This is a genomic window from Ruegeria sp. BF12 (assembly GCF_056538705.1).
In genome coordinates this window covers 127,594-154,356 of record NZ_JBQFTP010000003.1, presented here as the reverse complement: position 1 = coordinate 154,356, position 26,763 = coordinate 127,594, and the positions used below count along the sequence as shown (strand labels likewise).

The window sequence follows — 26,763 nt, the reverse complement described above, 5'->3', positions numbered from 1 at the left end:
ACTCCTTAGGCGGCTTCTGCGGCCATCTTTTCCGCTTTGGCGATCACTTCGTCGATGCCGCCAACCATCAGGAAGGCTGCTTCGGGCAGGTGATCGTATTCGCCGGCGACAACCGCTTTGAACGACGCGATGGTCACATCCAGAGGTACCTGAACGCCCGGCGAACCGGTAAAGACCTGGGCCACGTCGAACGGCTGCGACATGAAGCGTTCGATCTTACGGGCACGGGCCACGGTCAGTTTGTCCTCTTCCGACAGTTCGTCCATGCCGAGGATGGCGATGATGTCCTGCAGCGACTTGTAGCGCTGGAGGATCTGCTGAACGTCGGTCGCAACCTTGTAGTGCTCTTCACCGACGATGGCCGGGTCAAGCAGACGCGAGGTCGAGTCGAGCGGGTCAACCGCAGGGTAGATACCCTTTTCCGAGATCGCACGGTTAAGAACGGTGGTCGCATCCAAGTGAGCGAACGAGGTTGCCGGCGCAGGGTCGGTAAGGTCGTCCGCAGGCACGTAGATCGCCTGAACCGAGGTGATCGAGCCCGACTTGGTCGAGGTGATGCGTTCCTGCAGGGCGCCCATGTCGGTGGCCAGTGTCGGCTGATAGCCCACAGCTGACGGAATACGACCCAGCAGAGCCGAAACCTCGGAGCCCGCCTGCGTGAAGCGGAAGATGTTGTCGACGAAGAACAGAACGTCGGTACCGGACTGGTCGCGGAACTGCTCGGCCAGGGTCAGACCGGTCAGAGCAACACGCGCACGTGCTCCCGGAGGTTCGTTCATCTGGCCGTAAACCAGCGCCACCTGCGATTCCGACAGGTTGTCCGGCTTGATCACGTTCGATTCGATCATCTCGTGATAAAGGTCGTTGCCCTCACGGGTCCGTTCACCAACGCCCGCAAACACCGAGAAGCCCGAGTGCACTTTTGCGATGTTGTTGATCAGTTCCATGATCAGAACGGTTTTACCAACGCCGGCACCGCCGAACAGGCCGATCTTACCGCCTTTGGCGTAAGGGGCCAGCAGGTCAACAACCTTGATGCCTGTGACCAGAACTTCCGACTCGGTCGACTGTTCTGCGAAGGTCGGCGCAGGCTGGTGGATTGCGCGGGATTCGGTTGCCTCAACCGGGCCCTTTTCGTCAATGGGGTCGCCAACAACGTTCAGGATGCGGCCCAGAGTGGCGTTGCCAACCGGAACCGAGATCGGCGCGCCCATGTCGGTCACTTCTTCGCCACGGACCAGACCTTCGGTCGCGTCCATCGCGATGGTGCGGACAGTGTTTTCACCCAGGTGCTGAGCAACTTCCAATACCAGGCGCTTGCCGTTGTTGGTGGTTTCCAGCGCGTTCAGAATTTCAGGCAGCTGATCTTCGAAGTGCACGTCCACGACGGCCCCGATGATCTGTGTGACTTTGCCTTTTGCATTCGCCATGTTTCGTCTCCGGTTTTCTTACAGCGCTTCGGCGCCGGAAATAATTTCAATCAGCTCGTTGGTGATCACGGCCTGACGCGAGCGGTTGAACTGGATCGTCAGCTTGTCGATCATCTCACCCGCGTTGCGTGTCGCGTTGTCCATCGCGGACATCCGTGCACCCTGTTCAGACGCTCCGTTTTCGAGCAGAGCCGAGAAGATCGCGGTCGCAACCCCCTTGGGCAGCAGGTCGGCCAGGATGGCCTCTTCGCTGGGCTCGTAGTCGAAAATGGCACCGCTGTCGTCACCCTCGGTTTCCTCGAACGAGGCGGGGATGACCTGCTGTGCCGTCGGGATCTGGGTCACAACGTTGACGAACTTCGAGTAGAAGATCGTGGCAACGTCGAACTCACCCCCGTCGAAGCGGGACAGGATGTCCTTCGCGATGTCTTGCGCGTTGGTATAACCCAGACGCTTGACCTCGCTCAGGTCGATATGTCCAACGAACAGCTCGCCAAAATCACGCTTGAGCGCGTCGCGGCCTTTTTTGCCGACGGTCAGAACTTTGACTGTCTTGCCCTTCAGGCGCAGCTCTTCCGCCTTTTGGCGGGCCAGTTTGGCGATGTTCGAGTTGAAGCCGCCGCACAGGCCGCGTTCAGCTGTCAACACAACCAGCAGATGGACATCATCACTGCCCGTACCACGGAGCAGCTTGGGGGCGCTGTCGCTGCCCCCGACCGACGCCGCCAGCCCCGCCATCACGGCATTGAACCGTTCGGCATATGGGCGCGAGGCTTCGGCAGATTCCTGGGCGCGGCGCAGTTTTGCAGCCGCGACCATCTGCATGGCCTTGGTGATCTTGCGGGTCGATTTGACCGACTCGATCCTGTTTTTAAGGTCCTTCAGACTAGGCATCGGAACCTCCTCTTACGCGAAGGTCGCGGCGTATTCGTCGATCGCTGCCTTGAGTTTGTCTGCTGCGTCACCTTTGATCTTCGGATCTTCGTCGGTGATCCACTTCAGCAGTTCAGCGTGCTTACCGCGCAGGTGCGACAGCAGGCCAGCCTCATAGCGGCCAACGTCAGATACGTCGATCTTGTCGAGATAGCCGTTGGTGCCGGCGAAGATGACGCAAACGATTTCAGCGTTGGTCAGCGGCGAGTACTGCGGCTGTTTCATCAGCTCGGTCAGACGTGCGCCACGGTTCAGCAGCTGCTGGGTTGCGGCGTCGAGGTCCGAACCAAACTGCGCAAAGGCCGCCATTTCGCGGTACTGAGCCAGCTCCAGCTTAACCGGACCAGCAACCGACTTCATCGCGTTGGTCTGAGCCGAAGAGCCCACACGCGAAACCGACAGACCGGTGTTCACGGCAGGCCGGATACCCTGATAGAATAGTTCGGTTTCAAGGAAGATCTGACCGTCGGTGATCGAGATCACGTTGGTCGGAATAAACGCCGAAACGTCACCACCTTGAGTTTCGATAACCGGCAGAGCGGTCAGCGAGCCTGCACCGAAATCTTCGTTCAGCTTCGCCGAACGTTCCAGCAGACGGGAGTGGAGGTAGAAAACGTCACCAGGATAGGCTTCACGTCCGGGCGGACGGCGCAGAAGCAGGGACATCTGACGATAGGACACAGCCTGTTTCGACAGGTCATCATAGATGATCAGCGCGTGGCGGCCATTGTCACGGAAGTATTCGGCCATCGCGGTTGCGGCATAAGGTGCCAGGAACTGCATCGGCGCCGGGTCGGACGCGGTTGCGGCCACAACGATCGAGTAGTCAATCGCGCCGGACTCTTCCAGCTTCTTCACCAGCTGTGCAACGGTCGAACGCTTCTGACCGACCGCAACGTAAACGCAGTACAGTTTCTTCGACTCGTCGTCGCCTGCCGCGTCGTTGTAGGTTTTCTGGTTCAGGATGGTGTCCAGAGCCACAGCGGTTTTACCGGTCTGGCGGTCACCAATGATCAGTTCCCGCTGGCCACGGCCGATCGGGATCATCGCGTCAACCGATTTCAGACCGGTCGCCATCGGCTCGTGCACCGATTTACGCGGGATGATGCCAGGGGCTTTTACGTCTGCAACGCCACGCTTGGTTGCGTTGATCGGACCCTTGCCGTCAATCGGGTTACCCAGACCGTCAACAACGCGGCCCAGCAGTTCGTCACCGATCGGAACGTCCACGATTGAGTTGGTGCGCTTGACCGTGTCACCTTCTTTAATGTCACGGTCAGAACCGAAGATAACGACACCAACGTTGTCGCTTTCCAGGTTCAGCGCCATTCCCATGATGCCGCCAGGGAATTCGACCATCTCACCGGCTTGCACATTGTCCAGGCCGTATACACGGGCAATCCCGTCACCGACGCTCAGCACGCGGCCGATTTCGGCCACTTCGGCTTCCTGACCAAAATTCTTGATCTGGTCCTTCAGGATTGCAGAAATCTCTGCAGCTTGGATTCCCATTTATCCGACCTCTTTCATTGCATTTTGTAGGGAGTTCAGCTTCGAACGGATCGAGCTATCGATCATTTTCGAGCCCACTTTAACGACAAGACCGCCGATGAGGCTTTCATCAACGGTCGCATTGATTGTCACGGTCTTGCCCACACGCTCGGACAGCGTCTTGGACAGTTTATCCATTTGCGTCTTGGTCAGCGCCTTGGCCGAGGCGACATCGGCGGTCACTTCGCCACGCTCATCTGCCAGCATGTCGCGCAGAACCTGCACAAGCTGCGGGATCACGAACAGGCGACGTTTTTCAGCCATCAGACCCAGCGTGTTGCGCAGGATGGTGTGCAGCCCCATCTTGTCGGCAACTGCGGTAATTGCGGCTTCTTGTTCCGCGCGGGAAACCAGCGGTGATGCGATCAGGTTGCGCAAGTCGGCGCTTTCGCCCAGAGCTGCCGCCAGATCGTTGATGCCGGATTCCAGACCTGAGAGGTCATTATTCTCTTTGGCGATCTCAAAGATCGCTGTGGCATAGCGCTCGGCAATGCCAGTGGAAATCGAAGCTGGTTCGGACACGTCCACCCTTCCGATATTTGAGGCCCCGATTTCGCGTAGCGGCCGCTACCCGGGGCGTGAGGAAACCCCGTCCATAAAGGGCGGGGATCAAAATCACCGGGGATGTAGCAGAGCAGAACCCAGCTAGCAATATATTATCACGGTAAACACTTTATCCACAAAACGTTTAATTTCAGCCACTTAAGACAGGTGCGACCCTTTTATCCGGCTGAGACGGGCGAAAAATGTTACGAAAGTGTAGGTTTTTGCGATTCCTGTGGCCTTTTTCCCTCAATTTTCGCAATTTGATGCGGGAAAAGGGCCTGACGTCTCAGGCCGGTTTCAGCAGACCATCCAGCGCCTTGATCGGCCGGCGCTCCGCGTCTTTTGTGACATTGCCGCTGGGGGGCCTGATATGTTTGGTGACCTCGACCATCAGCACCCCGCCCGCCATGATCGTCGGCAAACGCTGCCCGGTCTTTTCGATCAGACTGCCCGATTTCAGCCAAAAACGACGGAAGGACGGCGGCAGGTAGAGCGCCGAACAATGGCGCTCCGGAATAAAGTGATGCGCCTTGAGCTGACTCTCCAGTTGCGAAGCCGAATAGGGCCGACCGAAGCCAAAAGGGGTCTTGTCCGTTCGTGACCACAGCCCTGCCCGGTTCGGAACGATAAAGAACGCGCGACCACCCGGCCCCAGTACGCGCCAGCATTCATCCAGCAACTGACTGGGCCGTTGCGACGTCTCCAGCCCGTGCATGACAATCAGCTTGTCAACATGACCGGTTTCGATAGGCCACAGTGTTTCCTCGGTCAGAACGGACACATTGGCCATGCCGGCCGGCCACGGCATAACACCTTGCGGACCCGGCATCAGGCCAATGACGCGCCGTGCATCGGGCAGATAGGGGCGCAGCAACGGCACCGCGAATCCGAAACCCACAACGGTTTGCCCCTTCGCCTCGGGCCACTGTTGGAGCAATCGTCCACGGATCGCCGCCTGCGCCGCGCGGCCCAGGGTACTGCGATAATAGAAATTCCTCAGATCCTGCACATCAAGATGCATTGCGGACACCCGGTCAATCGGCTTAGCTGGGCGCAGTCTAGCAACGAAAGGGCAAAAGGCCATGCCTCTTGAGATCGTTACCATTCCTTGTCTCAGCGACAACTACGCCTTTCTGGCGCATGATGCCGTTAGCGGCAACACCGCACTGATCGACGCGCCCGAGGCCGAGCCCATTCTGGCCGAACTGGACAAGCGCGGATGGACCCTATCTCATGTCCTGCTGACTCATCACCATTGGGACCACGTCGACGGGTCGGCCGGTATTCTGGAAAAACAACCGGCCAAGGTGATCGGTGCCGCAGCGGACGCGCACCGCCTGCCCCCGCTGGATCGGCAGGTCAGCGATGGAGACACATTCAAAATCGGCGGCGAGCCTGTGCACGTGATGGACGTATCCGGCCATACCGTCGGACATGTCGCTTACTATATGCCGGAAAGCGCGGTCGTCTTTACCGCCGACAGTCTCATGGCGTTGGGTTGTGGCCGCCTGTTCGAGGGAACGGCACCGCAGATGTGGACCTCGCTCAGCAAACTGGCTGTGTTGCCGGATGAAACTATGGTATGCTCGGGACACGAATATACACAATCCAATGCAAAGTTTGCCATTACCGTCGATCCCGACAACAAGGCATTGAAGCAGCGCATGGCGGATATTGACCGTGCACGCGCCGCCGGAGAGCCCACCGTACCGTCGAGTCTGGCCTTGGAAAAAGCAACAAACCCGTTTTTACGCGCCAACGATCCGGCGATTCAGGCGCATCTGGGGATGCCGAATGCCGACCCTGCACAAGTTTTTGCGGAAATTCGGGCTAGAAAAGACCGCTTCTAGTGCCTAAATCGCCTTCTTCACGGCCACGGTCACGTGAAATGTGACTGTCAAGTGAAAGAAAACCCTTGAAGCCGCGCCACGATCAACCAAACTCTAATAGTATGAGGACATGGTTGGATGGGGTGCCGGCCAAAGGCTGCCCCTTTCGACCCAAGACAGAGGAGCACCCGCGTGCCTTCATTCTCGAGCACATTAGAACAAGCCATTCACGCGGCCCTGGCGGCTGCGAATGAACGGCGCCACGAATTTGCTACGCTTGAGCATCTGCTGCTGGCGCTGCTGGAAGAACCCGACGCCATTCGCGTCATGAAAGCCTGCAGCGTTGATCTGGATGAACTGCGCAGCACGCTGGTCGAATTCATCGACGAAGATCTGTCGAACCTGGTGACAGATATCGACGGCTCCGAAGCCGTGCCAACGGCCGCTTTCCAGCGCGTCATTCAACGCGCGGCTATTCACGTCCAAAGCTCTGGCCGCACCGAAGTGACAGGGGCCAATGTACTGGTTGCAATCTTTGCCGAACGCGAAAGTAACGCGGCCTATTTCCTGCAGGAGCAGGACATGACCCGTTACGACGCGGTGAACTTCATCGCGCATGGCGTGGCCAAGGATCCGGCCTATGGCGAGAACCGCTCGGTTTCCGGCGCGGATCAGGTCGAGGAAGAAGTTCAGGCGAGCGCAGGTGAAGGCGAGCAGAAAGAAAGCGCGCTGGGTAAGTACTGTATTGATCTGAACGCCAAGTCCCGCGCAGGCGATGTCGATCCGCTGATCGGTCGCGCCGACGAGGTTGAGCGCTGCATTCAGGTTCTCTGCCGTCGCCGCAAGAACAACCCGCTGCTGGTGGGTGATCCGGGCGTAGGCAAAACCGCCATTGCCGAGGGACTGGCACATAAAATCGTCGGTGGGGAAGCCCCTGAAGTACTGTCCCACACCACTATCTATTCTCTGGATATGGGGGCTCTGCTTGCGGGCACTCGCTACCGCGGTGACTTTGAGGAACGCCTGAAGGCAGTCGTGACCGAGTTGGAAGATCACCCCGACGCGGTGTTGTTCATCGACGAAATCCACACCGTCATCGGTGCTGGTGCCACTTCGGGTGGCGCGATGGATGCGTCGAACCTGCTGAAACCTGCCCTACAAGGCGGCAAGCTGCGCACCATGGGCTCGACCACATACAAGGAATTCCGTCAGCATTTTGAGAAGGACCGCGCGCTCAGCCGCCGGTTCCAGAAGATCGACGTGAACGAACCTTCGGTCGAGGACAGTGTAAAGATCCTGCGCGGCCTGAAGCCCTATTTCGAAAAGCACCACGAGATCAAATACACTGCGGATGCGATCAAGACCGCTGTTGAGCTTTCGGCGCGCTATATCAATGACCGCAAGCTGCCCGACAAGGCCATCGACGTGATTGATGAGGCCGGTGCCGCACAGCATCTGGTCGCGGAAAGCAAGCGCCGTAAGACCATCGGCGTTAAAGAGATCGAGGCGGTCGTCGCCAAGATCGCGCGCATTCCGCCCAAGAACGTCACCAAGGACGATGCCGAGGTACTGAAAGACCTCGAAGCCTCGCTGAAACGGGTGGTGTTTGGACAGGACGAGGCCATTGAAGCGCTGTCCAGCGCGATCAAACTGGCCCGTGCCGGACTGCGTGAGCCTGAGAAGCCCATCGGCAACTACCTGTTCGCCGGTCCGACCGGTGTGGGTAAGACCGAAGTTGCGAAACAGCTGGCAGATACGCTGGGTGTGGAACTGCTACGCTTTGACATGTCGGAATACATGGAAAAGCACGCAGTTTCCCGTCTGATCGGCGCGCCCCCGGGCTATGTCGGCTTTGATCAGGGCGGTCTTCTGACCGACGGTGTCGATCAGCACCCGCATTGCGTGCTGCTGCTGGACGAGATCGAAAAAGCTCACCCGGACGTTTTCAACATTCTGTTGCAGGTGATGGACCACGGTGAGTTGACCGATCATAACGGCCGCACGGTGAACTTCCGCAACGTGGTTCTGATCATGACCTCGAACGCAGGCGCGCAGGAACAAGCCAAAGCCGCCATCGGCTTTGGCCGTGACCGTCGCGAGGGCGAGGATACCGCCGCGATCGAACGGATGTTCACGCCGGAGTTCCGCAATCGCCTGGATGCCGTGATCTCGTTCGCGCCGCTGCCGAAAGAGGTCATCCTACAGGTGGTCGAAAAGTTCGTGCTGCAGCTTGAAGCACAATTGCTGGATCGCAACGTGACCATCGACCTGACGCCCAAGGCCGCTGAATGGCTGGCGGACAAAGGCTATGACGACAAGATGGGTGCGCGTCCGCTGGGCCGTGTCATTCAGGAGCACATAAAGAAACCTCTGGCCGAAGAACTGCTGTTCGGCAAGTTGGCCAAAGGCGGTGTGGTCCGCGTGTCCGTCAAGAAGGGCGAATTGAACCTGGAGATTCTTGGCCCCGATCAGCCGCGCATTCCGGGCGACAAGCCCCCGCTTTTGACAGCGGACTGATCCGCGTACTGATTGCCTAATCTGATCGCCCGGTTGACCCATCAACCGGGCGATTTCCATTTGTGCAACGACCAACACAGGTTGCCATCCACTGATGGTTTTTTCGACGGAATCCCAAGCACAGCGCGTGTCAATTTTATAGTCGAACCGCACAGGGGATTTTCATGACCAAAATCATAACCGTTTGGAGCGTTGCATTCGCCCTTACCACCGTTGCCGCCATAGCGACCGCTCAGCAAAGGTTTCGCTATCACGATGAAACGGAAACCAGACCGCTGGCCTTGCAACCGGCAACGGTCGACCCCGGGATCAGCCGCTCGGAGGTAAAGGAGTCCCGAACCAATTTGCGTGTCTCGGCCAATGGCATTCCGGATCACCTGGTAGGCAAGTTCCCAAACCGGGGGAATCCCCACCAGATTTCCGAGCAAAAGGTCAATCTGAAGATACCTGCCAACCCTAAACGCAATGGGTCTATCTCGCCGCTTGATCTGGGGTGGAATTTTGGCGTGTCGTTGAACGGGGTCGTGTTTGACCCGCTGGCCGCCGAGTTTTGGCAGGGGAACCCTCGCTCGGGCTGGTCGTACAATGCGCTGGGTGGCGCAGTCGCTCTGGGGCTCGACGAAAACTATGCCCATGTGCAACCCAACGGGAAATACCATTACCACGGCATTCCCACAGGTTTGGTCGAACTGTTGGATTATGCGCCAAACCGTCATTCGCCGCTGATCGGCTATGCGGCAGACGGTTTCCCGATTTACGCAATGACTGGTGTCGTGAATGGGACTGTGACGCAAATGACGTCATCCTATCGTTTGAAGAGCGGCAATCGCCCCGGCGGCAGCGCACCTGACGGAAAGCACGACGGAACGTTCAATGAAGACTACGTGTATGTCGCTGGCGCCGGAAATCTGGACGCGTGCAATGGGGCCTTCACGGTATCGCCAGAATACCCCTCAGGCACATACGCCTATTTCCTGACCGAGACTTATCCCGTCGTGCCGCGCTGCTTTGCCGGTACGCCAGACGACAGCTTTCGGTTCGGGCGGCGCTGACCAGAACCTGACGTGGTTAACAAGTATGCTGTTACCTTTCGGTGAGTTTCAGCTCGATCCGCCGGTTCTGCGCCCGTGCCTCCGGCGTATCCGCCGGATTGACAGGCTGGAACTCACCAAACCCGTTGGCGGCCAGTCTGTTGGGCGGAATACCCAGCGCGTCGACCATGTAACGCACAACTGACAATGCCCGGCCCTGGCTCAGTTCCCAGTTGTCGCGGTATCGCCCGGATCCGGCCAGCGGCACGTTGTCCGTGTGACCGTCGACTCGGATCACCCAGTTCAGACCTTCGGGAATTTCGGCTGCCACGCCACGCAGGATGTTGGCCACTTTGGCAACCTCTTGCCGCCCAATCGGTGACAACACGGCCGAGCCTGTGTCAAACAGAACCTCCGACGAGAACACAAAGCGGTCACCTTCAATCCGAACGCCTTCCTCATCCCCCAGGACATCACGTAGACGGCCAAAGAACTCCGAGCGGTAGCGCTGCAGATCTTCGGCTTGAGCAGCCAGTTCCTCGTTCTGACCGGACAGAGCTTCGGCCTCGGCCTCCAGCCGTGCGCGTTCGGCCTCTTCCAGTAGACGGCGGCGACGCTCTTCCGAGGCCGCGCGGGCCAGCGCTGCGTTCAGGTCCTGACCCAGTGTCTGAATGCGGATATCGGCGGCGGCATTGCGTTCTTCATAGTCGTCCAGAATCGCTTGCAACCCGCCCAGCTGTTGGCGCAGCGCAGCCATCTGTTGGTTCAGCAATGCAGTTTCGCGTTGCGCTTCGGCGGAAATCTCCTTCTCGGCAGAAATCGCATCGCGGGCAACAGCCAACAGGGCCGAACGCTCTTCCGCCAGCGATCGCTGGGTTTGCGCTTCGGCCTGTGCTTCAGTTTGTGCGGCAAGTGCGGCCTGTAGCTGGTCCAGCAACTCTTCGGTATTCAACGCACCAAACTGGCGCTCAAGCTCCGCTTTGGCCGCACGCGCGGCAGCTAGCAATGTCAGCGTATCCTCGGCTTCTTTACGCTGTGCTTCCAAAGCCAGCGTCATGGCCGTCAGTTCAGCGTCGGCATCTTGCAGTCGGTTACGCAGGTTTTCGGCAGCGGCGGCCTCGGCCAGTTTAGCGGCCTCTTCCGCGCTCAGCTGTTCCTCCAGCTCTCCGATCCGTGTGGCCTGTGACGCTTCGCTTTGCTCCAGGTCCGAGACCAAAGCTTCCAACGCCTCACGCCGGGCAGCAGCAAGCCGCGCAGCTTCGGTCTGCTCGTCGATCTCGGCCCGACTTTGCGCCAATGCGAGATTCAGCGCCTGCTGTTCATCCAGCAATTCCGCACGTTGAGATTCCAAAGTGGCGATTGCACCGCGCGCACGTTCCTGATCTGCCAGCAGTGCGGTAACCTGCGCCTCGAAATCGGTGATGCGCGCCTGTGACAGGGCCAGATCAACCTCGGCCCGCGCCAGTGTATCCTCGGTTTGCGACAGGGTTGCGTTCAACGCCCCGAGACGTGCCTGCAACCGGCTGTTTTCACGCTCTTCCAGACCCAATGCCCCTGCCAGCGCCGCGACCTCATCGGATAGCGCGGTCAGTTCGTCCTCTTGTCCGGAGATGGTCTCGCGCAACACGAACTGAACCACCATGAAGATGGTCAGCACAAAGGTCAGCACCATCAACAGCCCTGTGATCGCGTCAACAAAGCCCGGCCAAACCGATCCTTGAAAACGCTGACCTGTGCGGCGGGACAGAGCCATAAGTTACTCTCCTTCCGGAGCGGTGCGAACGGCGCCTCGAGGTAATGTCAGGGCTTTGACCAGCAATTCGATATCTTTGCGCATCTCGCTCATGCTTTCCTGCCGACCAGCCGAAATTTCTTCGAGAATGCGCAGCAGCTGCACGTCCATCGATCGCAGGCGCATCCGGCTTTCGGCGTCGATGCCATCACCGGTGCCCTGTTCGCGCATATGATCCAGTAGTGCATCCTGCCCAAGGGCTACGCGTTCCAGCGCGGCCGTTACACCTTCGCTATCGGACTGCCGGATATTCATTTCCCCAATCGCGTCAGCCAACTGACCCAACTTGGACGAAACCGTAGCCCGGTCCGCCTCCTGCGCCGAGAACAGATCCTGTAGCGCATCCATCTGTTCGGACATGGCATCCAGAACGGGCGTCAGCACAGCGATTTCCGCGCCGCCCTCATCGCCTGCGGCAAAGCCGACCCGAGTGATCGAGGACAACCACTCCTCAAGCTCTCGGTAGAACCGGTTTTGCCCATGGCCTGCAAACAGTTCCAGAAGACCGACGATCAATGATCCGGCCAAACCCAAAAGGGATGAGCCGAACGCCACGCCCATGCCTTGCAATTGCGCCTCAAGCCCGACCATCAGGCGGTTGAACACGGCCAGTCCTTCTTCGCCCTCTTGCGGGTTCAGGCTGCGGATCGTATCGACGATGGCTGGAACCGTGGTTGCCAGACCGAAGAACGTGCCCAAAAGGCCAAGGTAAATCAGCACGTTCGTGATATAGCGCGTGATCTCACGCTCTTCTTCAACCCGTTCCGCGACCGAATCCAAAATCGAGCGTGTGGACGTTGAACTGATCTGCGACCGCGCGCCCCGCTCCCGCAACAACGAGGCCAGCGGTGCAAGTAATTGGGGCGTACGGTCATCTTCGCGGACGACTCCGCCGACAAAGGCCTCGATCCAGCGGACCGAACCGATCAATTGCGTCACCTGATAGAAACAGGCGAATACGCCGATCACAAACACCAGAATGATAAAGCCGTTCAGGTACGGGTTTGCCTGAAAAACCGGCATGACATAGGGCAACGCCATGAAGACGCCCAAGCCCGCTAGGCCAATTGCGACTAACATCATCACAATCTGACGAATGGGATGCGAGAAATGGGGTCTCGCGCCCTGATGTGCCTGCGCCATGCGCGTTGATCCTGATTTTGCCTGCTCTTGCCCGAATCTAGCGAAAATCAGCCGGTGACGCCAAGGGTTTATGCGGTGATGCTGCGCACCCGTTGCGCTAACCACTCAAGATCAGGATCCCGCAGGTCGATCTCGGCCAGATGTTCGGCAGTATTATACAGGTATTCCTTATTCGGCCCGCGCCCACCAACCGCATGAGCGATGATCTGTGCCTGCTCCTCAAGTGGCAGACCGCCGCAATATTGCACATGGTCTGCATCTATCACGTAGGTCACGGCGTTAACGATCTCGCCATTGTCCAGACGCACGTCCAGCATCTTTTCGACGTAGGCCGAAGAAATCAGTTCACGCTCGCGCAACTCATGCAATGTTCGGTCTTCGTGACCCGCCTCGACCGCAAGCGCCAGACCCTGGCAATTGGCATCCGCCTGTTCGTCCAGCGCCAGCACAAGACCGGGGTGTTCTTCGGTTCCGCGATGGTGGATCGAGCTCATGCAAAAGGAGCGCGCATAGCCCTGCAATGTCGCGTGTTCACTGCGGGCCACGGGAAAACCCGGATTCCACAGCAGCGATCCATATCCGAAAACCCACATCGTCATAGCTCTGGTCCTTGCCCGTTTGCGTCTATAAACATCAAATTCAACGCGGGAAAAAGGGCCAACTGCCATGCGCGGTCTTATACGAGTAATCATTTTATTGGCGGTTGTCTGGAGCGCCTATTGGTTCGTCGCCGGATTCGGATTGCGAAACGCGATCACCACCTGGTTCGACAATCAGCAGGAAAGAGGATGGCAGGCGGAGTTTTCGGATGTCTCGACCGCTGGGTATCCGTTTCACCACGTTACGCGTCTGAACAGCCCGGCACTGGCCGATCCTGTGAATGGCACGGCCTGGAGCGCAGACTGGATCGAGTTCCAAAGCCCCGCGATTTGGCCCGGACGGCAGGTGCTGCGCTTTGCGGATACGCCACAACGCCTGTCGTATTTCGACCAGACCGCGACCATCGAAGCCAGTGATCTGCAGGCCGAGTTGCAATTGCAGCCGGGTGTCGCGCTAGTACTGGAAAAGATGGCGCTGACCGCGGGTCCGTGGTCGATCACAGACGATGCCGAAGCTTTGGCGGGGGGCAACACGCTAACGTTGGTCATGGAGCAGACATCCGTTCCCGAGGCATATGCAGTCGGCGCCAGGATCGATGGGTTCACGCCGGGGGACAATCTGCGGGAGCTAATGCGTTCGGCCACAACTCTGCCTCAAGCGTTTGAAACGCTTGAGATGGACATGACGGTCACGTTCGACAAAGCCTGGGATCGAACGGCTCTGGAACAGAGCAGACCGCAACCGGTGAAGATCGATCTGCAACTGGCCGAGATCAAGTGGGGCGAATTGCGCCTGTTTGCGGCGGGTCAGTTGGATGTGGACGCTCAGGGCATTCCCACCGGTGAAATCGCAGTCAAGGCCGAGAACTGGCGGGATATGATTGCCATGGCCAACGCAGCGGGTGCTCTGCCCGATCAGGCCGTTGATCCTGTTACGCGGGCGCTGAATTTCATGGCCGGGCTAGGCGGCAATCCTAATGCGCTGGACCTGCAGTTGAACTTTCGGGACGGCTTCGTGGCACTCGGTCCATTGCCCCTTGGGCCTGCCCCGCGTCTGATCCTGCGCTAACGACAATATGGACCGCGGCGGTGGCGGGCCGTGTCCAGATGGAAATGGTCGCGGTGGTAGCGGTCGGCATTCGGCCCCAAAACGGTTCCAAACGGGCCACATGCCCCGCGCCAGACTTTGGTCAACTGGCTTTGCGACGGATTTTTGCGCCAGCCATTCAGGACCGTCACGACCTCTCCATCCGCCATTTTGAAGGCCGAGATGTCGATTGCCCGGCCTTTCCCATGCTCTGAAATGCGGGCACCCTTGCGGTTGTTCCGCGTCCGGCAAGCGTAATGCGCAGCGACCTGCAATTCGACCACCGGCCCGCGCCGCTTGAACGTCGGCTTGACCGTCTTCTCGACCCAATTGTTCAGCGCGACTGCCGTACCACAATCCATCGTGGATGGCCGGCTTAACGTGACACCCGACACCGAGGTGACCTGAACAGCGTCTTTGATACCGCAGGCATTTATCTTGCCCGGCACCTTGCCCACCGCCTTGCCCTGAATATCAATATCACCGCAGACAGATCCCTTGCGCAGTTTGCGCTTTTTGAACAGAGCCTCCTGTTCCAGAGATTTGGGCCGCAGGTAAGGCATCAGAGAGGTGTCGGGGCCAAGAAGCGGCAATTCGGCTGGGCGGGCCGCAACGGCCAGCACCTGCGGTGAAACCGGACGCAACTCAGGTCGCGTGTTTGGCAGCGCCAACTGCGGCGCGGTACTTAGGAAAGCGACGGCCTCAACTACTGGAGTCGTGCCGGGGCGCGAAACCGGGAACAGAGAGCGCTCTGGAGAGCCGGCCTGAGAAGATGAGGCGCAAATTGCCGCCAGTCCGATCAGAAAGGTTCTCCAGCCGTGTCTCATGGGTTCGTTTTTCCCCGTCCGAAATCGGGCTTGTCCGTGTCCTGCCCGGCGTCGATGATTCCGCGCCGGATCGCGCGTGTGCGAGTGAAATAGTCGAATAATTGCTCGCCGTCACCTGTTCTGATCGCGCGCTGCAAGGCAAACAGCTCTTCGGTGAACCGGCCGAGGATCTCCAACGTTGCGTCCTTGTTGGTCAGGAACACGTCTCGCCACATAGTCGGGTCCGAGGCTGCAATACGAGTGAAGTCCCTGAAACCAGCTGCGGAATACTTGATGACTTCGGTGTCCGTCACCCGGCGCAGATCGTCGGCCACGCCAACCATCGTGTAAGCGATCAGGTGCGGCGCGTGCGAAGTGACGGCAAGAACCAGATCATGGTGATCCGCATCCATCTCATCCACGTTCGAGCCCATGCCCTCCCAAAGCGCACGCAGGCGGGCGATTGCATCCGGGTCCGAGCCTTCGACCGGCACCAGCAGGCACCAGCGATTGTCAAACAGCTCGGCAAAGCCGGACTCAGGGCCGGAATGTTCGGTCCCCGCCAATGGGTGCGCGGGGATGAAATGCACACCTTCGGGAATATACGGAGTCACAGCTTGGATGACATGCCGCTTAACCGAACCTACATCGGTCACCGTGGCCCCCGGTTTGAGGGCCGGAGCAATATCCTGGGCGACAGCGCCCATTGCGCCCACGGGAACACAAAGCACGACGAGGTCGGCGCCCTCGACTGCCTCTTTCGCGGTGTCACACACGCGGTCGCACAGGCCGATCCGGCGGGCGGTCTCGCGGGTTGCCTCGGACCGGGCATAGCCGGTCACTTCGCCAGCAAGTCCTGCGCGTTTGATGGCCCAGAACATGGACGAGGCGATCAGGCCCAGCCCGATCAAGGCCACACGATCATAAACTTGGCTCATGCGGCGCCCCCTTTGAACGCAGTGATGGCCGCAACAACGCGGCGGCAGGCTTCTTCATCGCCCACGGTGATCCGCAGGGCGTTTGGCAGGTTGTAGCCCGCCACACGGCGCACGATCAAACCCTGGGTCTTCAGAAAGTCATCACAGGCCTCGGCCTCGGCCTGATCGGCAAAGCGGGCGAGGATGAAATTGGTGCAGGACGCGTCCGAAGGCACTCCGATCTTGGCCAATTCCTCTGACAACCAAACCCGCAAACGCGCGTTTTCGGATTGGCAGAAAGACAGAAACTCCACGTCTTTCACAGCGGCCTCTGCCGCTGCCAACGCGGTCAAAGATAGGTTAAACGGCTGACGCACCCGGTTCAGCACGTCGATGATCGACTGCGCAGCATAGCCCCAGCCGACACGCATCCCGCCCAGGCCGTACACCTTGGAAAAGGTCCGGGTCATGATCACGTTTTCAAACCGGTCCACCAAGGACGCGCCACCGTCGAACCCATCGACAAACTCGGCATAGGCCCCGTCGATTACCATCAGGCAAGTCGGCGGCAGCGCCTCGGCCAGTCGCACCAGTTCCGCCTCGGGGATCATAGTCGAGGTCGGGTTGCCCGGGTTGGTCACGAACACGATACGCGTCTGGCCATTCACGACAGCCAGAATGTTGTCGACGTCCACATGGCGCGCGCGTTCGGCCACCATAACGGGCGTCGCGCCGGCCATGCGCGCGATGATCGGGTACATCGAGAACCCATGCTCGGTATAGATCACCTCATCCCCCGGCCCCGCATAGGCCTGAGCGATAAATTGCAGCACTTCGTCACTGCCGACGCCGCAGATGATCCGCGCCGGGTCTAGCCCGTGACACTCACCAATCGCTGCTCGCAAGCTGGCGTGATCGGTGCTGGGGTAACGATGCAGGGTTACCGCGCTTTCCCGAACAGCTTCGATCGCCTTGGGGCTGGGGCCGAACGGGTTTTCGTTCGAGCTGAGCTTGATCACATGCTCCACCCCGGCCACATGCGACTGGCCGCCCTGATAGAGCGCGATGTCCATAATGCCGGGTTGTGGGGTGATCTTGTTCATAAGAGGCTCCGTTGTTGGAGCCTCTCATACCTGTCTCAACGGATTGAGAAAAGCGGCAATTCCGTCACGCCGCCTTGAAGCGGGCGGTCGCCGGGTCCGCGTTGTAAAAGCGCGTGAATTCCTCAGTCCGGTGGGACAGTTCATTGACGCTGTCGATGATGAACTGAACAGTCTCTTCGCTCATCAGGTAAGAGAAGTTCAGGCGGACCCATCCCGGTTTCTTCATCTCTTCCCCTGCGGCCAAAGCCGCGTGAAGCTCCGTGGACGATTCCTTGTCAATCTCCAGCAGGCGGTGCGCATATGGCCCGGCGCAAGCGCAACCACCGCGCGCCTGAATACCGTAGATGTCACTGAGCATCCGGGTGAACAGTTGCTGGTGCACAGGCTTGCCGGAATTGTCCCGCACAAGGAAAGAATAGATCGGCAAACGGTGCGGATTGTCTGTGCCCAGCAATGTCAGGTTCGGATTGTCGCCCCACCCTTTCAATGCCATCTCGTTGTATCGCGCTTCGCGTTTGGCGATCTCATCGGTACCGACAACGTCCTTGACGATGAAGGCAAGCGCCGCGCGAATATCACCGATGACGTTGGGCGTTCCGGCCTCTTCGCGCGTTGCCAGATCTTCGCTGTAGTCATGGCGCCAGGGCGAAACAAAACTGACAGTGCCACCGCCGGGCCAGCTGGGACATGTGCGCCGCACCGCGTTCTCGTTGACGATCAACACTCCGGATGCGCCCGGGCCGCCCGGAAACTTGTGAGGGGAAACAACGATGGCGTCCTTGCGCGCACCCTCTGGCCCCATGTCCATCGGCAGATAAGGTCCCCCCCCGGCGTAATCCCAGATCGAAACAGCACCATGAGACTTGAGAAGGCGGGTGATCGGATCCGGATCGGTGATGATGCCGGTCACATTGGACGCCGCTGAAAAAGACCCGATGATCAAATCGGAACCGGCGTTTTCAACCAATGCTTTTTCCAGCGCCTTTAAATCGACGCCACCTTCAGGTGCTTCGGGGATTTCGATCACCTGCGCCTTGCTTTCACGCCACGGCAGAATGTTCGAATGATGCTCGTATGGTCCAATCAAGACAACCGGCCGGTCAGCCCCTTCAACTCCCATCAAACTGACCAGCCGGTTAAGACCCGCAGTGGCGCCGGAACCGGTAAAGATCACCGCGTCCTTTTCGTTCGCTCCAACAATGCGGGCTATCTCTGCGCGCGCTTCGCGGCGCAGACGGGTCATGAAAGACCCACAATAGGAGGCTTCGGTGTGGCTATTGGCATAGAAAGGCAGCACCTCATGGGCAACAAAATCCTCTACTTGCTGCAGCGCACGACCCGAAGCGACGTAATCCGCGTAAACCAGCGGCACGTCCCCATTCAGACCGGGGATCAGAACATTTTCTCCGATCAGCCCATCGCGCAGGGTGGAATTGCGAGTGGTGGATTGGAGGTCTGCGCGAAATTTGGACAAGGTCATGGTTAAATCTCCGTATTGCACTATCAAATATGATTGATGCACGGTGGGGAAACTTCACCTTTCTTTGGATGGATTTCCAAAATGTTGTGTCATATGCTTCGGAATGGATGAAAAAATAGATCAAATTGACAAGCGCATCCTTCGTGAGCTTCAAACAGACGCCACCCTGTCTCAGCGTGAGCTGGCGGATCGGGTTGGGTTATCGCAGAACGCCTGCTGGCGACGCCTGAAAGCCTTGAATGAGAATGGGGTCATTATCGGCTCGACCGCACGGATCGCGCGTGAAAAGCTGGGGCTGAGCCTCGTTGTATTTGTCATGCTGCGCACACGGCACCATTCGGCAGAGTGGCTGCAGGCCTTTCGAAGGCATGTTCTGACGATCCCCGAAGTGGTGGATTTTCACCGCATCGGCGGCGACTATGACTATCAGTTGAAAGTCGTTACGCAGGACATGGCGTCCTATGACAAGGTCTATCAGCGACTGATCGACAAAGTAGAACTGGACAGCGTGACGTCCTATTTCGCGATGGAGGCCATCGCCGAAGGGCGCCCACTGCCGATTTGATCAGGCCACGAACATTGGGCGTTTTTCGCGAAAGAATGGAACGGCGATGGCACGAAACGCCTCAAGTTTGGCTGAAGGCCAGACATCCGGATGCGCGACGATCCAGATATCCGCGTAAGGTCGCGTTTGAAACTCGGGCACCTGAACCAGCCCCGGCAGCGACCGCCCCAGAAACACGGGCATCCTGACCACGCCCAACCCGGCCTGTGCAGCGGCGGCCATTGCGACCATGTCATCGAACCGCATCTTGATACGGGATCCGGGGCGTGACGTGCGTACATGTTCAGGCAGGTCCTGTCGGCGTTCGTAAGCCAACCAATCCACGACGCCCTCTGGATCATTGGCAATTTGCTCGGCCAGTTCTGGTGTGGCAAAGCTGGCCGCATGTTGTTCCGCCAGGCGCAACCCTTTCAAGGAATCGCCGGGATTGCGACTGATACGGATGGCGATATCGGCTTCACGCTTGTTGAGGTCGAGGATTTCGTTCGCTGCTCGGACCCGCAAAGTGACGTCTGGATGCTTCTTGCTGAACGCATCCAAAACCGGAGCTAATACATGGGCGATCAGCAGTTGGGGCGCGGTTAGCGTCAACTCTCCTTCCAGCTTTTGGTCGCGCCCGGATAACCCGCGCAGCATGGCATGCTCTGCGATCTCCATCTCGGCCGCATGGCGGGCAACCAGTTTTCCCGCTTCAGTGGGCCGATACCCGTCAGCCAATCTTTCGAACAACACCTCTCCTGTCGCGGTCTCTGCCCGGGAAATGCGGCGCGCAACGGTGGTATAGTTTACCCCCAGATCCTCGGCAGCAGCGGACAAGGTCCGCCTGCGCACAACTGTCAAAACTGCGCGATAGTCATCCCAGTGAATGTTCATGCGTGCAAAATTGCATATGATGAATGCAAAAGCACGCATTTTCGCCAACCGGCACGAGACTTAGTTTTGCGTCACACAAATGAGGACCAAAACCATGATCTACGCATACGCCAAACTCACAGTGCAGAACCCCGACGCTCTGGTCGCCTATCGCGAGCAGGCAGGCCCTGCCTTGGCCCGTCACGGCGGCAAGGTCGAACAGGCCACTACCGAAACAACGGCGTTGGACGGCACACCCGATCTGCCTGACGTTGCTGCCCTACTGTCCTTTCCGGACAAGGACGCGGCCCTTGGCTGGATCAACGACCCGGACCTGAAAGAGCTTCACGATCTGCGCCGCAGCACCGGAGCATCGGTCATCGTTTTGCTGGGATGAAAGAAAAAGAGCCGCGCTGGGAAGCGCGGCTCTGAATTTCGGCCGGATCGGCGAAGATTAGTTCTTCGCGTAGAATTCGACGACCAGGTTCGGTTCCATCATGACCGGGTAAGGCACATCGCCCAGGCCCGGTGCGCGTACGAAAGTCGCGGTCATTTTCGAGTGGTCGGCGTCGATGTAGTCAGGAACATCACGCTCGGCCAGAGCAACAGCTTCCAGAACAACAGCCAGCTGCTTGGACTTGTCGCGCACTTCGATGACGTCGCCTTCTTTGACACGGTAGGACGGGATGTTGACCCGCTTGCCGTTCACTTTGACGTGGCCGTGGTTCACGAACTGACGTGCAGCAAACACGGTCGGGACGAACTTGGCACGGTAAACAACAGCGTCCAGGCGGCGCTCCAGCAGACCGATCAGGTTTTCACCGGTGTCGCCTTTGACACGCTCGGCTTCGGCGTAAATACGGCGGAACTGCTTCTCGGTCAGGTCGCCGTAGTAGCCTTTCAGCTTCTGCTTGGCGCGCAGCTGCAGACCGAAGTCCGACAGTTTGCCCTTGCGGCGCTGACCGTGCTGGCCGGGGCCATATTCACGACGGTTGATCGGGGATTTCGGACGACCCCAGATGTTTTCGCCCATCCGGCGGTCGATTTTGTACTTGGCAGACGTGCGTTTGGTCACGGCTGATCTCCTTCGTTTAGGTCGAGGCCTGTGCAGGCCACTATGAAGGGCGTTGTCCTCTTGAGGTTTCCCCCATGACAGGCATCCCCTTGCGGGGGCCACCAACACCAATGAAGCCGCGCTTATATCCGCAGAACTGGCAGAGTCAACACGGCTTGGGAAGTTTTGCTAATGATCAAAGAACCGATCGGCTCGTGCGCTCAGTCCGCCATGGTCCTGGCACAAACGGCAGGACGATCAGCCGATTTTCCCCAGCCTTCATCGGCTCGCGCCCGTGTTGGGAATGCGACGACAGTTCGATCCAGCTGAAGCGAATCGCTTTGATCTTCAAATTCGGTATACGCGCCGATCCAGAAATCCTGATCACGGACAGGGCATCCGTCTTCGAAAACCAGGACAGGGTCCGCTTCTCCGGTAACCAAATACAGGTGCGCTGTAAACGTTTGCGCTCCGTTGGTCAGAACGACAACACCCATCGCGCCGTCAGCCGCTTCCAGCGAAGGCACTAAGCTCTTCAACATTTTTGCGGTGTTCTCTTGGGCCTGCCCCGATAGAGCTAGACTTTGTGGGGAGGATTCAGCCAACGAATGTACTTGTCCACGCCACGACCACGCGGCACCAACCTTCAAAAAAGACTGAGGCGCCGCCTCAAGCCCATCCAACTCTGTCTGCGTCCACGAAATGGCTATACGACCGCTATGCCCGGCTCTCATTGTGCCCGCCTGTACCTTTCAACAAATCACTGCTCACTGGGCTATTCTTATCAGGGCAGATTCTGTCGGAAAAGAGACGGAAATGCAGCAATCACGAAAATGTTGCCGGAGAGTCATTTTAAAATGAGACTCCGGCGGCACTTTATACAACCCTAGGGAGAAAACGACAGAGTCGTCAACCACATTTTGAGTACCCACAACTGCGGCAAGTCATGCAACCCTCTATCATCACCATGTCAAACTGGCCGCAAGACGGGCAGGCCTTACCGCGTGGTGCGTCCATGTTGACGACCTGAGCTTGTGGATCGGATTTCAGCCCCATGCCTTCGCCTTCGAGAAAGCCGATATTGATCATGTGCTGTTCAATCACGCCACCAATAGCGGCCAGAATCGAAGGGATGTATTTTCCCTGAACCCACGCACCGCCCCGTGGATCGAACACCGCCTTCAGCTCTTCGACAACAAAGGACACGTCTCCACCCCGTCGGAAAACGGCCGAGATCATCCGGGTAAGCGCCAATGTCCAGGCGTAGTGTTCCATGTTCTTGGAGTTAATGAACACCTCGAACGGACGACGGCGACCGCCGATTACGATGTCGTTGATGGTCAGGTAAATCGCGTGCTCGCTATCGGGCCATTTCAGCTTGTAAGTCGACCCCTCCAGAGATTGCGGGCGATCTAATGGCTCGGACATATAAATCACGTCTCCGCCATCCACCTCATGCGGGGCATCGGCGCTTTCCCCCGGTGCCTTGTCATCGCTCTCCGACACCGTCAGGACCGATCCGGTCACATCATTGGGACGATAGGTGGTGCACCCTTTGCATCCCTGATCCCAGGCTTGCATGTAGACATCCTTGAAGGCGTCAAAGCTGATGTCCTCGGGGCAATTGATCGTCTTCGAGATCGAACTGTCTATCCATTTCTGCGCCGCCGCCTGCATCTTGACATGATCGGACGGAGACAGGGTCTGTGCGTTGACAAAGTAATCCGGCAATTCCTTGTCGCCAAATTTGTCGCGCCACATTTGCACGGCGTAATCCACGACTTCCTCTTCCGTACGTGAACCGTCTTTCTGCAGCACTTTCCGTGTGTAGGCATAGGCAAACACCGGCTCAATCCCGGACGAAACGTTACCGGCATAAAGCGAGATCGTCCCAGTGGGCGCAATCGACGTCAGCAGCGCATTTCGGATGCCATGTTCGCGGATTGCGTCACGCACGTCGTCATCCATTTGCTGCATGGTGCCGCTGGCCAGATACTTCTCGGCGTCGAACAAGGGGAACGCCCCCTTTTCCTTTGCCAAGTCAACCGACGCCAGATACGCGGCGCGGGCAATCGCGTGCAACCAGCGCTCGGTCTGACGCGCCGCTTCGTCCGAACCGTAACGCAGACCCACCATCAGCAGAGCATCCGCCAGCCCGGTCACACCCAAACCGATACGGCGTTTGGCCTGCGCCTCGGCGGCTTGTTCGGGTAGCGGGAATTTCGATGCATCCACGACGTTGTCCATCATCCGAACGGCTGTGGCGACCAAGTCCTGCATCACGGCTTCGTCCAGATGCGCGCCCTTCTCAAACGGCTCAGCCACCAGACGCGCCATATTGATCGAGCCCAGAAGACAGGCGCCATAAGGCGGCAAGGGTTGCTCGCCACAGGGGTTCGTCGCCGCGATGGTTTCCACGTAGCTGAGGTTGTTGGCCTGATTGATCCGGTCGATGAAGATCACGCCCGGTTCGGCAAAGTCATAGGTTGCCTGCATGATCTTGTTCCACAGATCACGCGCCTGAACGGTGTGATAGACCTTGTCACCGAACACCAACTCCCACGGGCCATCGGCCTTGACCGCCTCCATAAAGGCGTCCGTCACCAGCACCGACATATTGAACATGCGCAGGCGGGCCGGGTCGGATTTGGCGGTGATGAAGTATTCGATATCCGGGTGGTCGCAGCGCATGGTTGCCATCATCGCCCCGCGGCGCGAGCCTGCGGACATGATGGTGCGACACATCGCGTCCCACACATCCATGAACGACAATGGCCCCGAGGCATCTGCCGCCACCCCTTTTACATCCGCGCCACGTGGGCGGATGGTCGAGAAATCATAACCGATCCCCCCACCCTGCTGCATGGTTAGCGCGGCCTCTTTCAGCATATCGAAGATGCCGCCCATGCTGTCGGGCACGGTGCCCATGACGAAGCAGTTGAACAGGGTCACCTGCCGTGCCGTGCCCGCACCCGCAGTGATACGCCCGGCTGGGAGGTATTTGAAATCCTCAAGCGCCTTGTAGAATTTTTCTTCCCAATGACCCAGGTCCTTTTCCACCCGCGCCAGGTCGCGTGCGATGCGCCGCCAGCTGTCCTCGACAGTCTGGTCGATGGGCGTGCCATCCGCCTTTTTGAAACGGTATTTCATATCCCAGATCTGCTCGGCGATGGGGGCGGCAAAGCGGCTCATTGGTGATTCCCTGTCTTGAAAGAGGTATCCAGACTATCCCAATTCACATGCGCACCACAACACCTTGATGACAGCCACCAGAGAGCTACAATATAAAGATGAGCCTCGGGACGACTCTGTGGGAAAGCTGTGGATAAGTACGTAAACCTCATAAAACTTTCGGTCGGATCGGAAAGCGTCGAGACGCTGATCGCGTGGCAGGACAGCCGTAAGCCGCTCTATGAGGACGGGTGCCCGCGCCACGTCACCCGCATGTGGCCCAAGCGTGAAACCGAGATTCTGAACGGCGGATCAATCTACTGGGTGATCAAGGGCGTCGTGCAATGTCGCCAAAAGATCCTGCGGCTGGACGAAGTGCGCGGCGAAGACGGCATCCGCCGCTGCGCCATCGTGCTGGACCCAGAGGTGCACCGCACCCAGAACGCTTTGAAACGCCCATTCCAGGGTTGGAGATATCTGAAACCCGAGGATACTCCCGCCGACCTTCCTAAAGGGAGGGCAGAGGACGATTCTCTACCCGATGATCTGAACCGCGCGCTGGCCGAGATCGGCGTGCTGTAATCAGCTCAGCCGATCCAAGAGTTCAGTCAGAATCTCTTTATCACCCGCATCATAATCAGCTACACGGCTACGCCACAGCGTTGCCTGCGATTGCAGGATCAGACCATCCGACAGGATCTTGAGGTGGTTGGCCCGCAGGGTTTCACCTGTCGATGTGATATCGGCAATCGCCTCGGCGGTTTCATTCATCACGGTGCCTTCGGTCGCGCCCTGGCTGTCAACCAGTGTGTAATCGGCAACGCCCGCATCAATCAGAAACTCTCGCACCAGTCGGTGATATTTGGTCGCAATACGCAAACGATGGCCATGGGTTTTGCGGAACGCCGCAGCCGCGGCATCAAGATCATCCAGGGTTTCCACGTCGACCCAGCATGCGGGTGTCGCGATGATCAGATCGGCTTTGCCGAACCCCAATTGTGAAACTTCCTCAATCTGCTGCTCCCAGCGTGGCAGTTTCTCTTGTACCAGGTCTGTCCCGGTCACACCCATATGAATGCGGCCCGCTGCCAGTTCGCGGGGTATTTCCCCGGCGGACAGCAAGATCAACGAGACGCCATCGATCCCCTCGACCTTACCAGCGTATTCCCGGTCTGATCCGCTGCGCGACAAGGTGATACCGCGCTTTTCGAACCACGAAAAGGTTTTCTCCATCAACCGGCCCTTGGAGGGCACGCCAAGTTTCAGGCTCATTGCGCATCCTCCTCAATTTCCAGCATCAGGTCGGGGCGCAGAACCCCACCAACGGCCGGAATTTCCGCCCCGTTGCCCAACTGACGCGTCAGCGCGTCATAGCGACCGCCGGTGGCAATCGGCGGCAGGTCCGGGCGACCCTCGGCATAGAACCCAAAAACAAACCCGTCGTAATATTCCATGGACGTGCGCCCATAGGCGGCCTCGAAATCCAGCGTCTCGACATCCACGCCGCGCGCCTGCAGGGCCGCTATTCTGGCCTCGAGCCGGTTCAGCGCCGGCGTGATCTGCGGCAGATCAACCGCGACGTCCCGCAACTGTTCAAGAGCAAAGGGCATGGTTTCCCGCACCGCCAACAGTGACTCGAGCCCCGCGAGTTCGCTATCCGAAATCGGTGGCGTCTCGCGATCTTCGCGCAAAGCGTCGATACGGGCCTCAATCTCGGCCGCACGGCGTTTGCCGATCAACGGCGCGTCGACACGCATCGGATCTTCTGCGTCCAACAGTTTTGCGCGGTTTTCTGGTTCGGGCTTTCGCCCCGAAAAGCGATCCAGCAGGATACGAAACCGACGCGGACGCCACAGGTGGCGCATCAAAGCAGCTTTACGGCGATCCGTGGTGCGAAGACCCTGAACAGCCGCAGTCAGAATGCCGATATCGCCGGTGGCGGCGCGCAGGGGCAGCCCACGCAATTGCAGGGCAAACAGCGAAAACACCTCGGCATCCGCCCCGGCCGGATCGTCACGGTCAAAGACCTCGTACCCGACTTGAATGTACTCGTTGGACCGGTCCGGGTCGTGCTCCTGCCGCCGGAAAACCTCGCCCGAATAGGTATAGCGCGCGGGCTCGGCCCCATCGTTCATGTGCATCTGCACAACCGGCAGCGTGAAGTCGGGGCGCAGCATCTGCTCGCCGCGCAAGGCGTCCGACGTCACATAAGCACGGGCACGAATGTCTTCACCATAGAGGTCCAGCAGTATTTCCGCCGGTTGCAGCAAAGGCGTATCCACGACCTGCGCCCCTGCGGCCTCGAACCGGACGCGCATCATCGCGGCGCGGGCCTGTATCTGAGAACGGTTGGCCAT

At 58.7% G+C, this 26,763-nt stretch carries 25 protein-coding genes; 7 read left to right on the top strand and 18 right to left on the bottom strand.

What is annotated here, in order from left to right; genetic code table 11:
* Positions 1–5: 5 nt before the first annotated feature.
* From atpD to ACR0J0_RS06315, 5 genes are all read right to left on the bottom strand, one after another.
* Positions 6–1,430 (bottom strand): F0F1 ATP synthase subunit beta, encoded by a 1,425-nt coding sequence (gene atpD / locus ACR0J0_RS06335; protein ID WP_480662179.1) that lies wholly within the window; start codon positions 1,428–1,430, stop codon positions 6–8.
* A gap of 18 nt (positions 1,431–1,448) precedes the next feature.
* Positions 1,449–2,324, bottom strand: coding sequence for a F0F1 ATP synthase subunit gamma (locus tag ACR0J0_RS06330; RefSeq protein WP_480662177.1), 876 nt, complete (start codon positions 2,322–2,324; stop codon positions 1,449–1,451).
* Between the two features lie 12 nt (positions 2,325–2,336).
* Positions 2,337–3,875, bottom strand: a complete 1,539-nt coding sequence (gene atpA, locus ACR0J0_RS06325; RefSeq protein WP_480662175.1) for a F0F1 ATP synthase subunit alpha — start codon at positions 3,873–3,875, stop codon at positions 2,337–2,339.
* Entirely contained in the window at positions 3,876–4,436 is a 561-nt protein-coding gene (locus ACR0J0_RS06320) for a F0F1 ATP synthase subunit delta (RefSeq protein WP_480662173.1), read from the bottom strand.
* Positions 4,437–4,746: 310 nt separating this feature from the next.
* A complete protein-coding gene (locus ACR0J0_RS06315; protein WP_480662171.1) occupies positions 4,747–5,481 on the bottom strand; it encodes a class I SAM-dependent methyltransferase in 735 nt (244 codons plus the stop codon).
* 61 nt (positions 5,482–5,542) lie between these two features.
* On the opposite strand from ACR0J0_RS06315, the gene gloB reads away from it, so the two are divergent.
* The 3 genes from gloB to ACR0J0_RS06300 all read left to right on the top strand — a co-directional run bounded on the left by gloB (position 5,543) and on the right by ACR0J0_RS06300 (position 9,858).
* Positions 5,543–6,310, top strand: coding sequence for a hydroxyacylglutathione hydrolase (gene gloB / locus ACR0J0_RS06310; RefSeq protein ID WP_480662169.1), 768 nt, complete (start codon positions 5,543–5,545; stop codon positions 6,308–6,310).
* 171 nt (positions 6,311–6,481) lie between these two features.
* The gene (clpA, locus tag ACR0J0_RS06305; RefSeq protein ID WP_480662167.1) at positions 6,482–8,806 is read left to right on the top strand and encodes an ATP-dependent Clp protease ATP-binding subunit ClpA; all 2,325 of its coding nucleotides are present in this window, start codon (positions 6,482–6,484) and stop codon (positions 8,804–8,806) included.
* 164 nt (positions 8,807–8,970) lie between these two features.
* The gene (locus ACR0J0_RS06300; protein ID WP_480662165.1) at positions 8,971–9,858 is read left to right on the top strand and encodes a YHYH protein; all 888 of its coding nucleotides are present in this window, start codon (positions 8,971–8,973) and stop codon (positions 9,856–9,858) included.
* Between the two features lie 31 nt (positions 9,859–9,889).
* On the opposite strand, the gene ACR0J0_RS06295 is transcribed toward ACR0J0_RS06300, so the two are convergent.
* The 3 genes from ACR0J0_RS06295 to ACR0J0_RS06285 form a co-directional block, all read right to left on the bottom strand.
* Positions 9,890–11,590, bottom strand: a complete 1,701-nt coding sequence (locus tag ACR0J0_RS06295) for a peptidoglycan -binding protein (protein WP_480662164.1) — start codon at positions 11,588–11,590, stop codon at positions 9,890–9,892.
* Positions 11,591–11,593: 3 nt separating this feature from the next.
* Entirely contained in the window at positions 11,594–12,772 is a 1,179-nt protein-coding gene (locus ACR0J0_RS06290; RefSeq protein WP_480662162.1) for a biopolymer transporter ExbB, read from the bottom strand.
* 68 nt (positions 12,773–12,840) lie between these two features.
* Positions 12,841–13,371 (bottom strand): gamma-glutamylcyclotransferase, encoded by a 531-nt coding sequence (locus ACR0J0_RS06285; protein WP_480662160.1) that lies wholly within the window; start codon positions 13,369–13,371, stop codon positions 12,841–12,843.
* Between the two features lie 67 nt (positions 13,372–13,438).
* Between ACR0J0_RS06285 and ACR0J0_RS06280 the strand changes: the two genes are divergently transcribed.
* Complete coding sequence (locus ACR0J0_RS06280) at positions 13,439–14,440, top strand: DUF2125 domain-containing protein (RefSeq protein WP_480662158.1); 1,002 nt, start codon at positions 13,439–13,441, stop codon at positions 14,438–14,440.
* Here ACR0J0_RS06280 and ACR0J0_RS06275 read toward each other — a convergent pair.
* From ACR0J0_RS06275 to ACR0J0_RS06260, 4 genes are all read right to left on the bottom strand, one after another.
* Positions 14,437–15,285: an extensin-like domain-containing protein gene (locus tag ACR0J0_RS06275; protein ID WP_480662156.1), complete on the bottom strand. Its 849-nt coding sequence runs from the start codon at positions 15,283–15,285 to the stop codon at positions 14,437–14,439. The genes ACR0J0_RS06280 and ACR0J0_RS06275 overlap by 4 nt on opposite strands.
* Positions 15,282–16,202, bottom strand: coding sequence for a prephenate/arogenate dehydrogenase family protein (locus ACR0J0_RS06270; RefSeq protein WP_480662154.1), 921 nt, complete (start codon positions 16,200–16,202; stop codon positions 15,282–15,284). The genes ACR0J0_RS06275 and ACR0J0_RS06270 overlap by 4 nt, the downstream gene beginning before the upstream one ends.
* Positions 16,199–17,284, bottom strand: a complete 1,086-nt coding sequence (gene hisC / locus ACR0J0_RS06265) for a histidinol-phosphate transaminase (RefSeq protein WP_480662152.1) — start codon at positions 17,282–17,284, stop codon at positions 16,199–16,201. The genes ACR0J0_RS06270 and hisC overlap by 4 nt, the downstream gene beginning before the upstream one ends.
* 64 nt (positions 17,285–17,348) lie before the next feature.
* On the bottom strand, positions 17,349–18,764 hold the full coding sequence (locus ACR0J0_RS06260) for an aminotransferase class V-fold PLP-dependent enzyme (protein ID WP_480662150.1): 1,416 nt from the start codon (positions 18,762–18,764) through the stop codon (positions 17,349–17,351).
* 103 nt (positions 18,765–18,867) lie between these two features.
* Between ACR0J0_RS06260 and ACR0J0_RS06255 the strand changes: the two genes are divergently transcribed.
* Positions 18,868–19,329, top strand: coding sequence for an Lrp/AsnC family transcriptional regulator (locus ACR0J0_RS06255; RefSeq protein ID WP_480662148.1), 462 nt, complete (start codon positions 18,868–18,870; stop codon positions 19,327–19,329).
* Here ACR0J0_RS06255 and ACR0J0_RS06250 read toward each other — a convergent pair whose 3' ends face one another.
* Positions 19,330–20,241, bottom strand: a complete 912-nt coding sequence (locus ACR0J0_RS06250) for a LysR family transcriptional regulator (protein ID WP_480662146.1) — start codon at positions 20,239–20,241, stop codon at positions 19,330–19,332.
* Positions 20,242–20,296: 55 nt separating this feature from the next.
* Between ACR0J0_RS06250 and ACR0J0_RS06245 the strand changes: the two genes are divergently transcribed.
* Positions 20,297–20,578: a DUF1330 domain-containing protein gene (locus tag ACR0J0_RS06245; protein WP_480662144.1), complete on the top strand. Its 282-nt coding sequence runs from the start codon at positions 20,297–20,299 to the stop codon at positions 20,576–20,578.
* A 57-nt stretch (positions 20,579–20,635) separates the two neighbouring features.
* Here ACR0J0_RS06245 and rpsD read toward each other — a convergent pair whose 3' ends face one another.
* The 3 genes from rpsD to ACR0J0_RS06230 form a co-directional block, all read right to left on the bottom strand.
* A complete protein-coding gene (gene rpsD, locus ACR0J0_RS06240) occupies positions 20,636–21,256 on the bottom strand; it encodes a 30S ribosomal protein S4 (RefSeq protein ID WP_170763724.1) in 621 nt (206 codons plus the stop codon).
* A gap of 200 nt (positions 21,257–21,456) precedes the next feature.
* Positions 21,457–21,777 carry a hypothetical protein gene (locus tag ACR0J0_RS06235; protein WP_480662142.1) on the bottom strand — a complete coding sequence of 107 codons (321 nt, stop codon included), beginning with the start codon at positions 21,775–21,777 and terminating at the stop codon, positions 21,457–21,459.
* A gap of 367 nt (positions 21,778–22,144) precedes the next feature.
* Positions 22,145–24,427, bottom strand: a complete 2,283-nt coding sequence (locus ACR0J0_RS06230; protein WP_480662140.1) for an adenosylcobalamin-dependent ribonucleoside-diphosphate reductase — start codon at positions 24,425–24,427, stop codon at positions 22,145–22,147.
* A 129-nt stretch (positions 24,428–24,556) separates the two neighbouring features.
* Here ACR0J0_RS06230 and ACR0J0_RS06225 point away from each other — a divergent pair, with 129 nt between their 5' ends.
* Positions 24,557–24,988, top strand: a complete 432-nt coding sequence (locus ACR0J0_RS06225; RefSeq protein WP_480662139.1) for a DUF1489 family protein — start codon at positions 24,557–24,559, stop codon at positions 24,986–24,988.
* Here the strand turns inward: ACR0J0_RS06225 and hisG are convergent, their stop codons facing one another.
* The gene (hisG, locus tag ACR0J0_RS06220; protein WP_480662137.1) at positions 24,989–25,678 is read right to left on the bottom strand and encodes an ATP phosphoribosyltransferase; all 690 of its coding nucleotides are present in this window, start codon (positions 25,676–25,678) and stop codon (positions 24,989–24,991) included.
* A complete protein-coding gene (locus tag ACR0J0_RS06215; protein ID WP_480662135.1) occupies positions 25,675–26,763 on the bottom strand; it encodes an ATP phosphoribosyltransferase regulatory subunit in 1,089 nt (362 codons plus the stop codon). Before ACR0J0_RS06215 ends, hisG begins: the two co-directional genes overlap by 4 nt.

Excerpts from the sequence above, each read along its gene's own strand:
- ACR0J0_RS06330 (WP_480662177.1), bottom strand. The coding sequence starts at position 2,324 with ATGCCTAGTCTGAAGGACCTTAAAAACAGGATCGAGTCGGTCAAATCG.
- ACR0J0_RS06260 (WP_480662150.1), bottom strand. The coding sequence starts at position 18,764 with ATGACCTTGTCCAAATTTCGCGCAGACCTCCAATCCACCACTCGCAAT.
- atpA (WP_480662175.1), bottom strand. The coding sequence starts at position 3,875 with ATGGGAATCCAAGCTGCAGAGATTTCTGCAATCCTGAAGGACCAGATC.
- ACR0J0_RS06285 (WP_480662160.1), bottom strand. The coding sequence starts at position 13,371 with ATGACGATGTGGGTTTTCGGATATGGATCGCTGCTGTGGAATCCGGGT.
- ACR0J0_RS06275 (WP_480662156.1), bottom strand. The coding sequence starts at position 15,285 with ATGAGACACGGCTGGAGAACCTTTCTGATCGGACTGGCGGCAATTTGC.
- ACR0J0_RS06215 (WP_480662135.1), bottom strand. The coding sequence starts at position 26,763 with ATGGCCAACCGTTCTCAGATACAGGCCCGCGCCGCGATGATGCGCGTC.
- ACR0J0_RS06255 (WP_480662148.1), top strand. The coding sequence starts at position 18,868 with ATGGATGAAAAAATAGATCAAATTGACAAGCGCATCCTTCGTGAGCTT.
- gloB (WP_480662169.1), top strand. The coding sequence starts at position 5,543 with ATGCCTCTTGAGATCGTTACCATTCCTTGTCTCAGCGACAACTACGCC.
- ACR0J0_RS06245 (WP_480662144.1), top strand. The coding sequence starts at position 20,297 with ATGATCTACGCATACGCCAAACTCACAGTGCAGAACCCCGACGCTCTG.
- ACR0J0_RS06315 (WP_480662171.1), bottom strand. The coding sequence starts at position 5,481 with ATGCATCTTGATGTGCAGGATCTGAGGAATTTCTATTATCGCAGTACC.
- ACR0J0_RS06280 (WP_480662158.1), top strand. The coding sequence starts at position 13,439 with ATGCGCGGTCTTATACGAGTAATCATTTTATTGGCGGTTGTCTGGAGC.
- ACR0J0_RS06270 (WP_480662154.1), bottom strand. The coding sequence starts at position 16,202 with ATGAGCCAAGTTTATGATCGTGTGGCCTTGATCGGGCTGGGCCTGATC.
- ACR0J0_RS06230 (WP_480662140.1), bottom strand. The coding sequence starts at position 24,427 with ATGAGCCGCTTTGCCGCCCCCATCGCCGAGCAGATCTGGGATATGAAA.
- hisG (WP_480662137.1), bottom strand. The coding sequence starts at position 25,678 with ATGAGCCTGAAACTTGGCGTGCCCTCCAAGGGCCGGTTGATGGAGAAA.
- hisC (WP_480662152.1), bottom strand. The coding sequence starts at position 17,284 with ATGAACAAGATCACCCCACAACCCGGCATTATGGACATCGCGCTCTAT.
- ACR0J0_RS06290 (WP_480662162.1), bottom strand. The coding sequence starts at position 12,772 with ATGGCGCAGGCACATCAGGGCGCGAGACCCCATTTCTCGCATCCCATT.
- ACR0J0_RS06300 (WP_480662165.1), top strand. The coding sequence starts at position 8,971 with ATGACCAAAATCATAACCGTTTGGAGCGTTGCATTCGCCCTTACCACC.
- ACR0J0_RS06250 (WP_480662146.1), bottom strand. The coding sequence starts at position 20,241 with ATGCGTGCTTTTGCATTCATCATATGCAATTTTGCACGCATGAACATT.
- ACR0J0_RS06235 (WP_480662142.1), bottom strand. The coding sequence starts at position 21,777 with ATGTTGAAGAGCTTAGTGCCTTCGCTGGAAGCGGCTGACGGCGCGATG.
- atpD (WP_480662179.1), bottom strand. The coding sequence starts at position 1,430 with ATGGCGAATGCAAAAGGCAAAGTCACACAGATCATCGGGGCCGTCGTG.
- ACR0J0_RS06295 (WP_480662164.1), bottom strand. The coding sequence starts at position 11,590 with ATGGCTCTGTCCCGCCGCACAGGTCAGCGTTTTCAAGGATCGGTTTGG.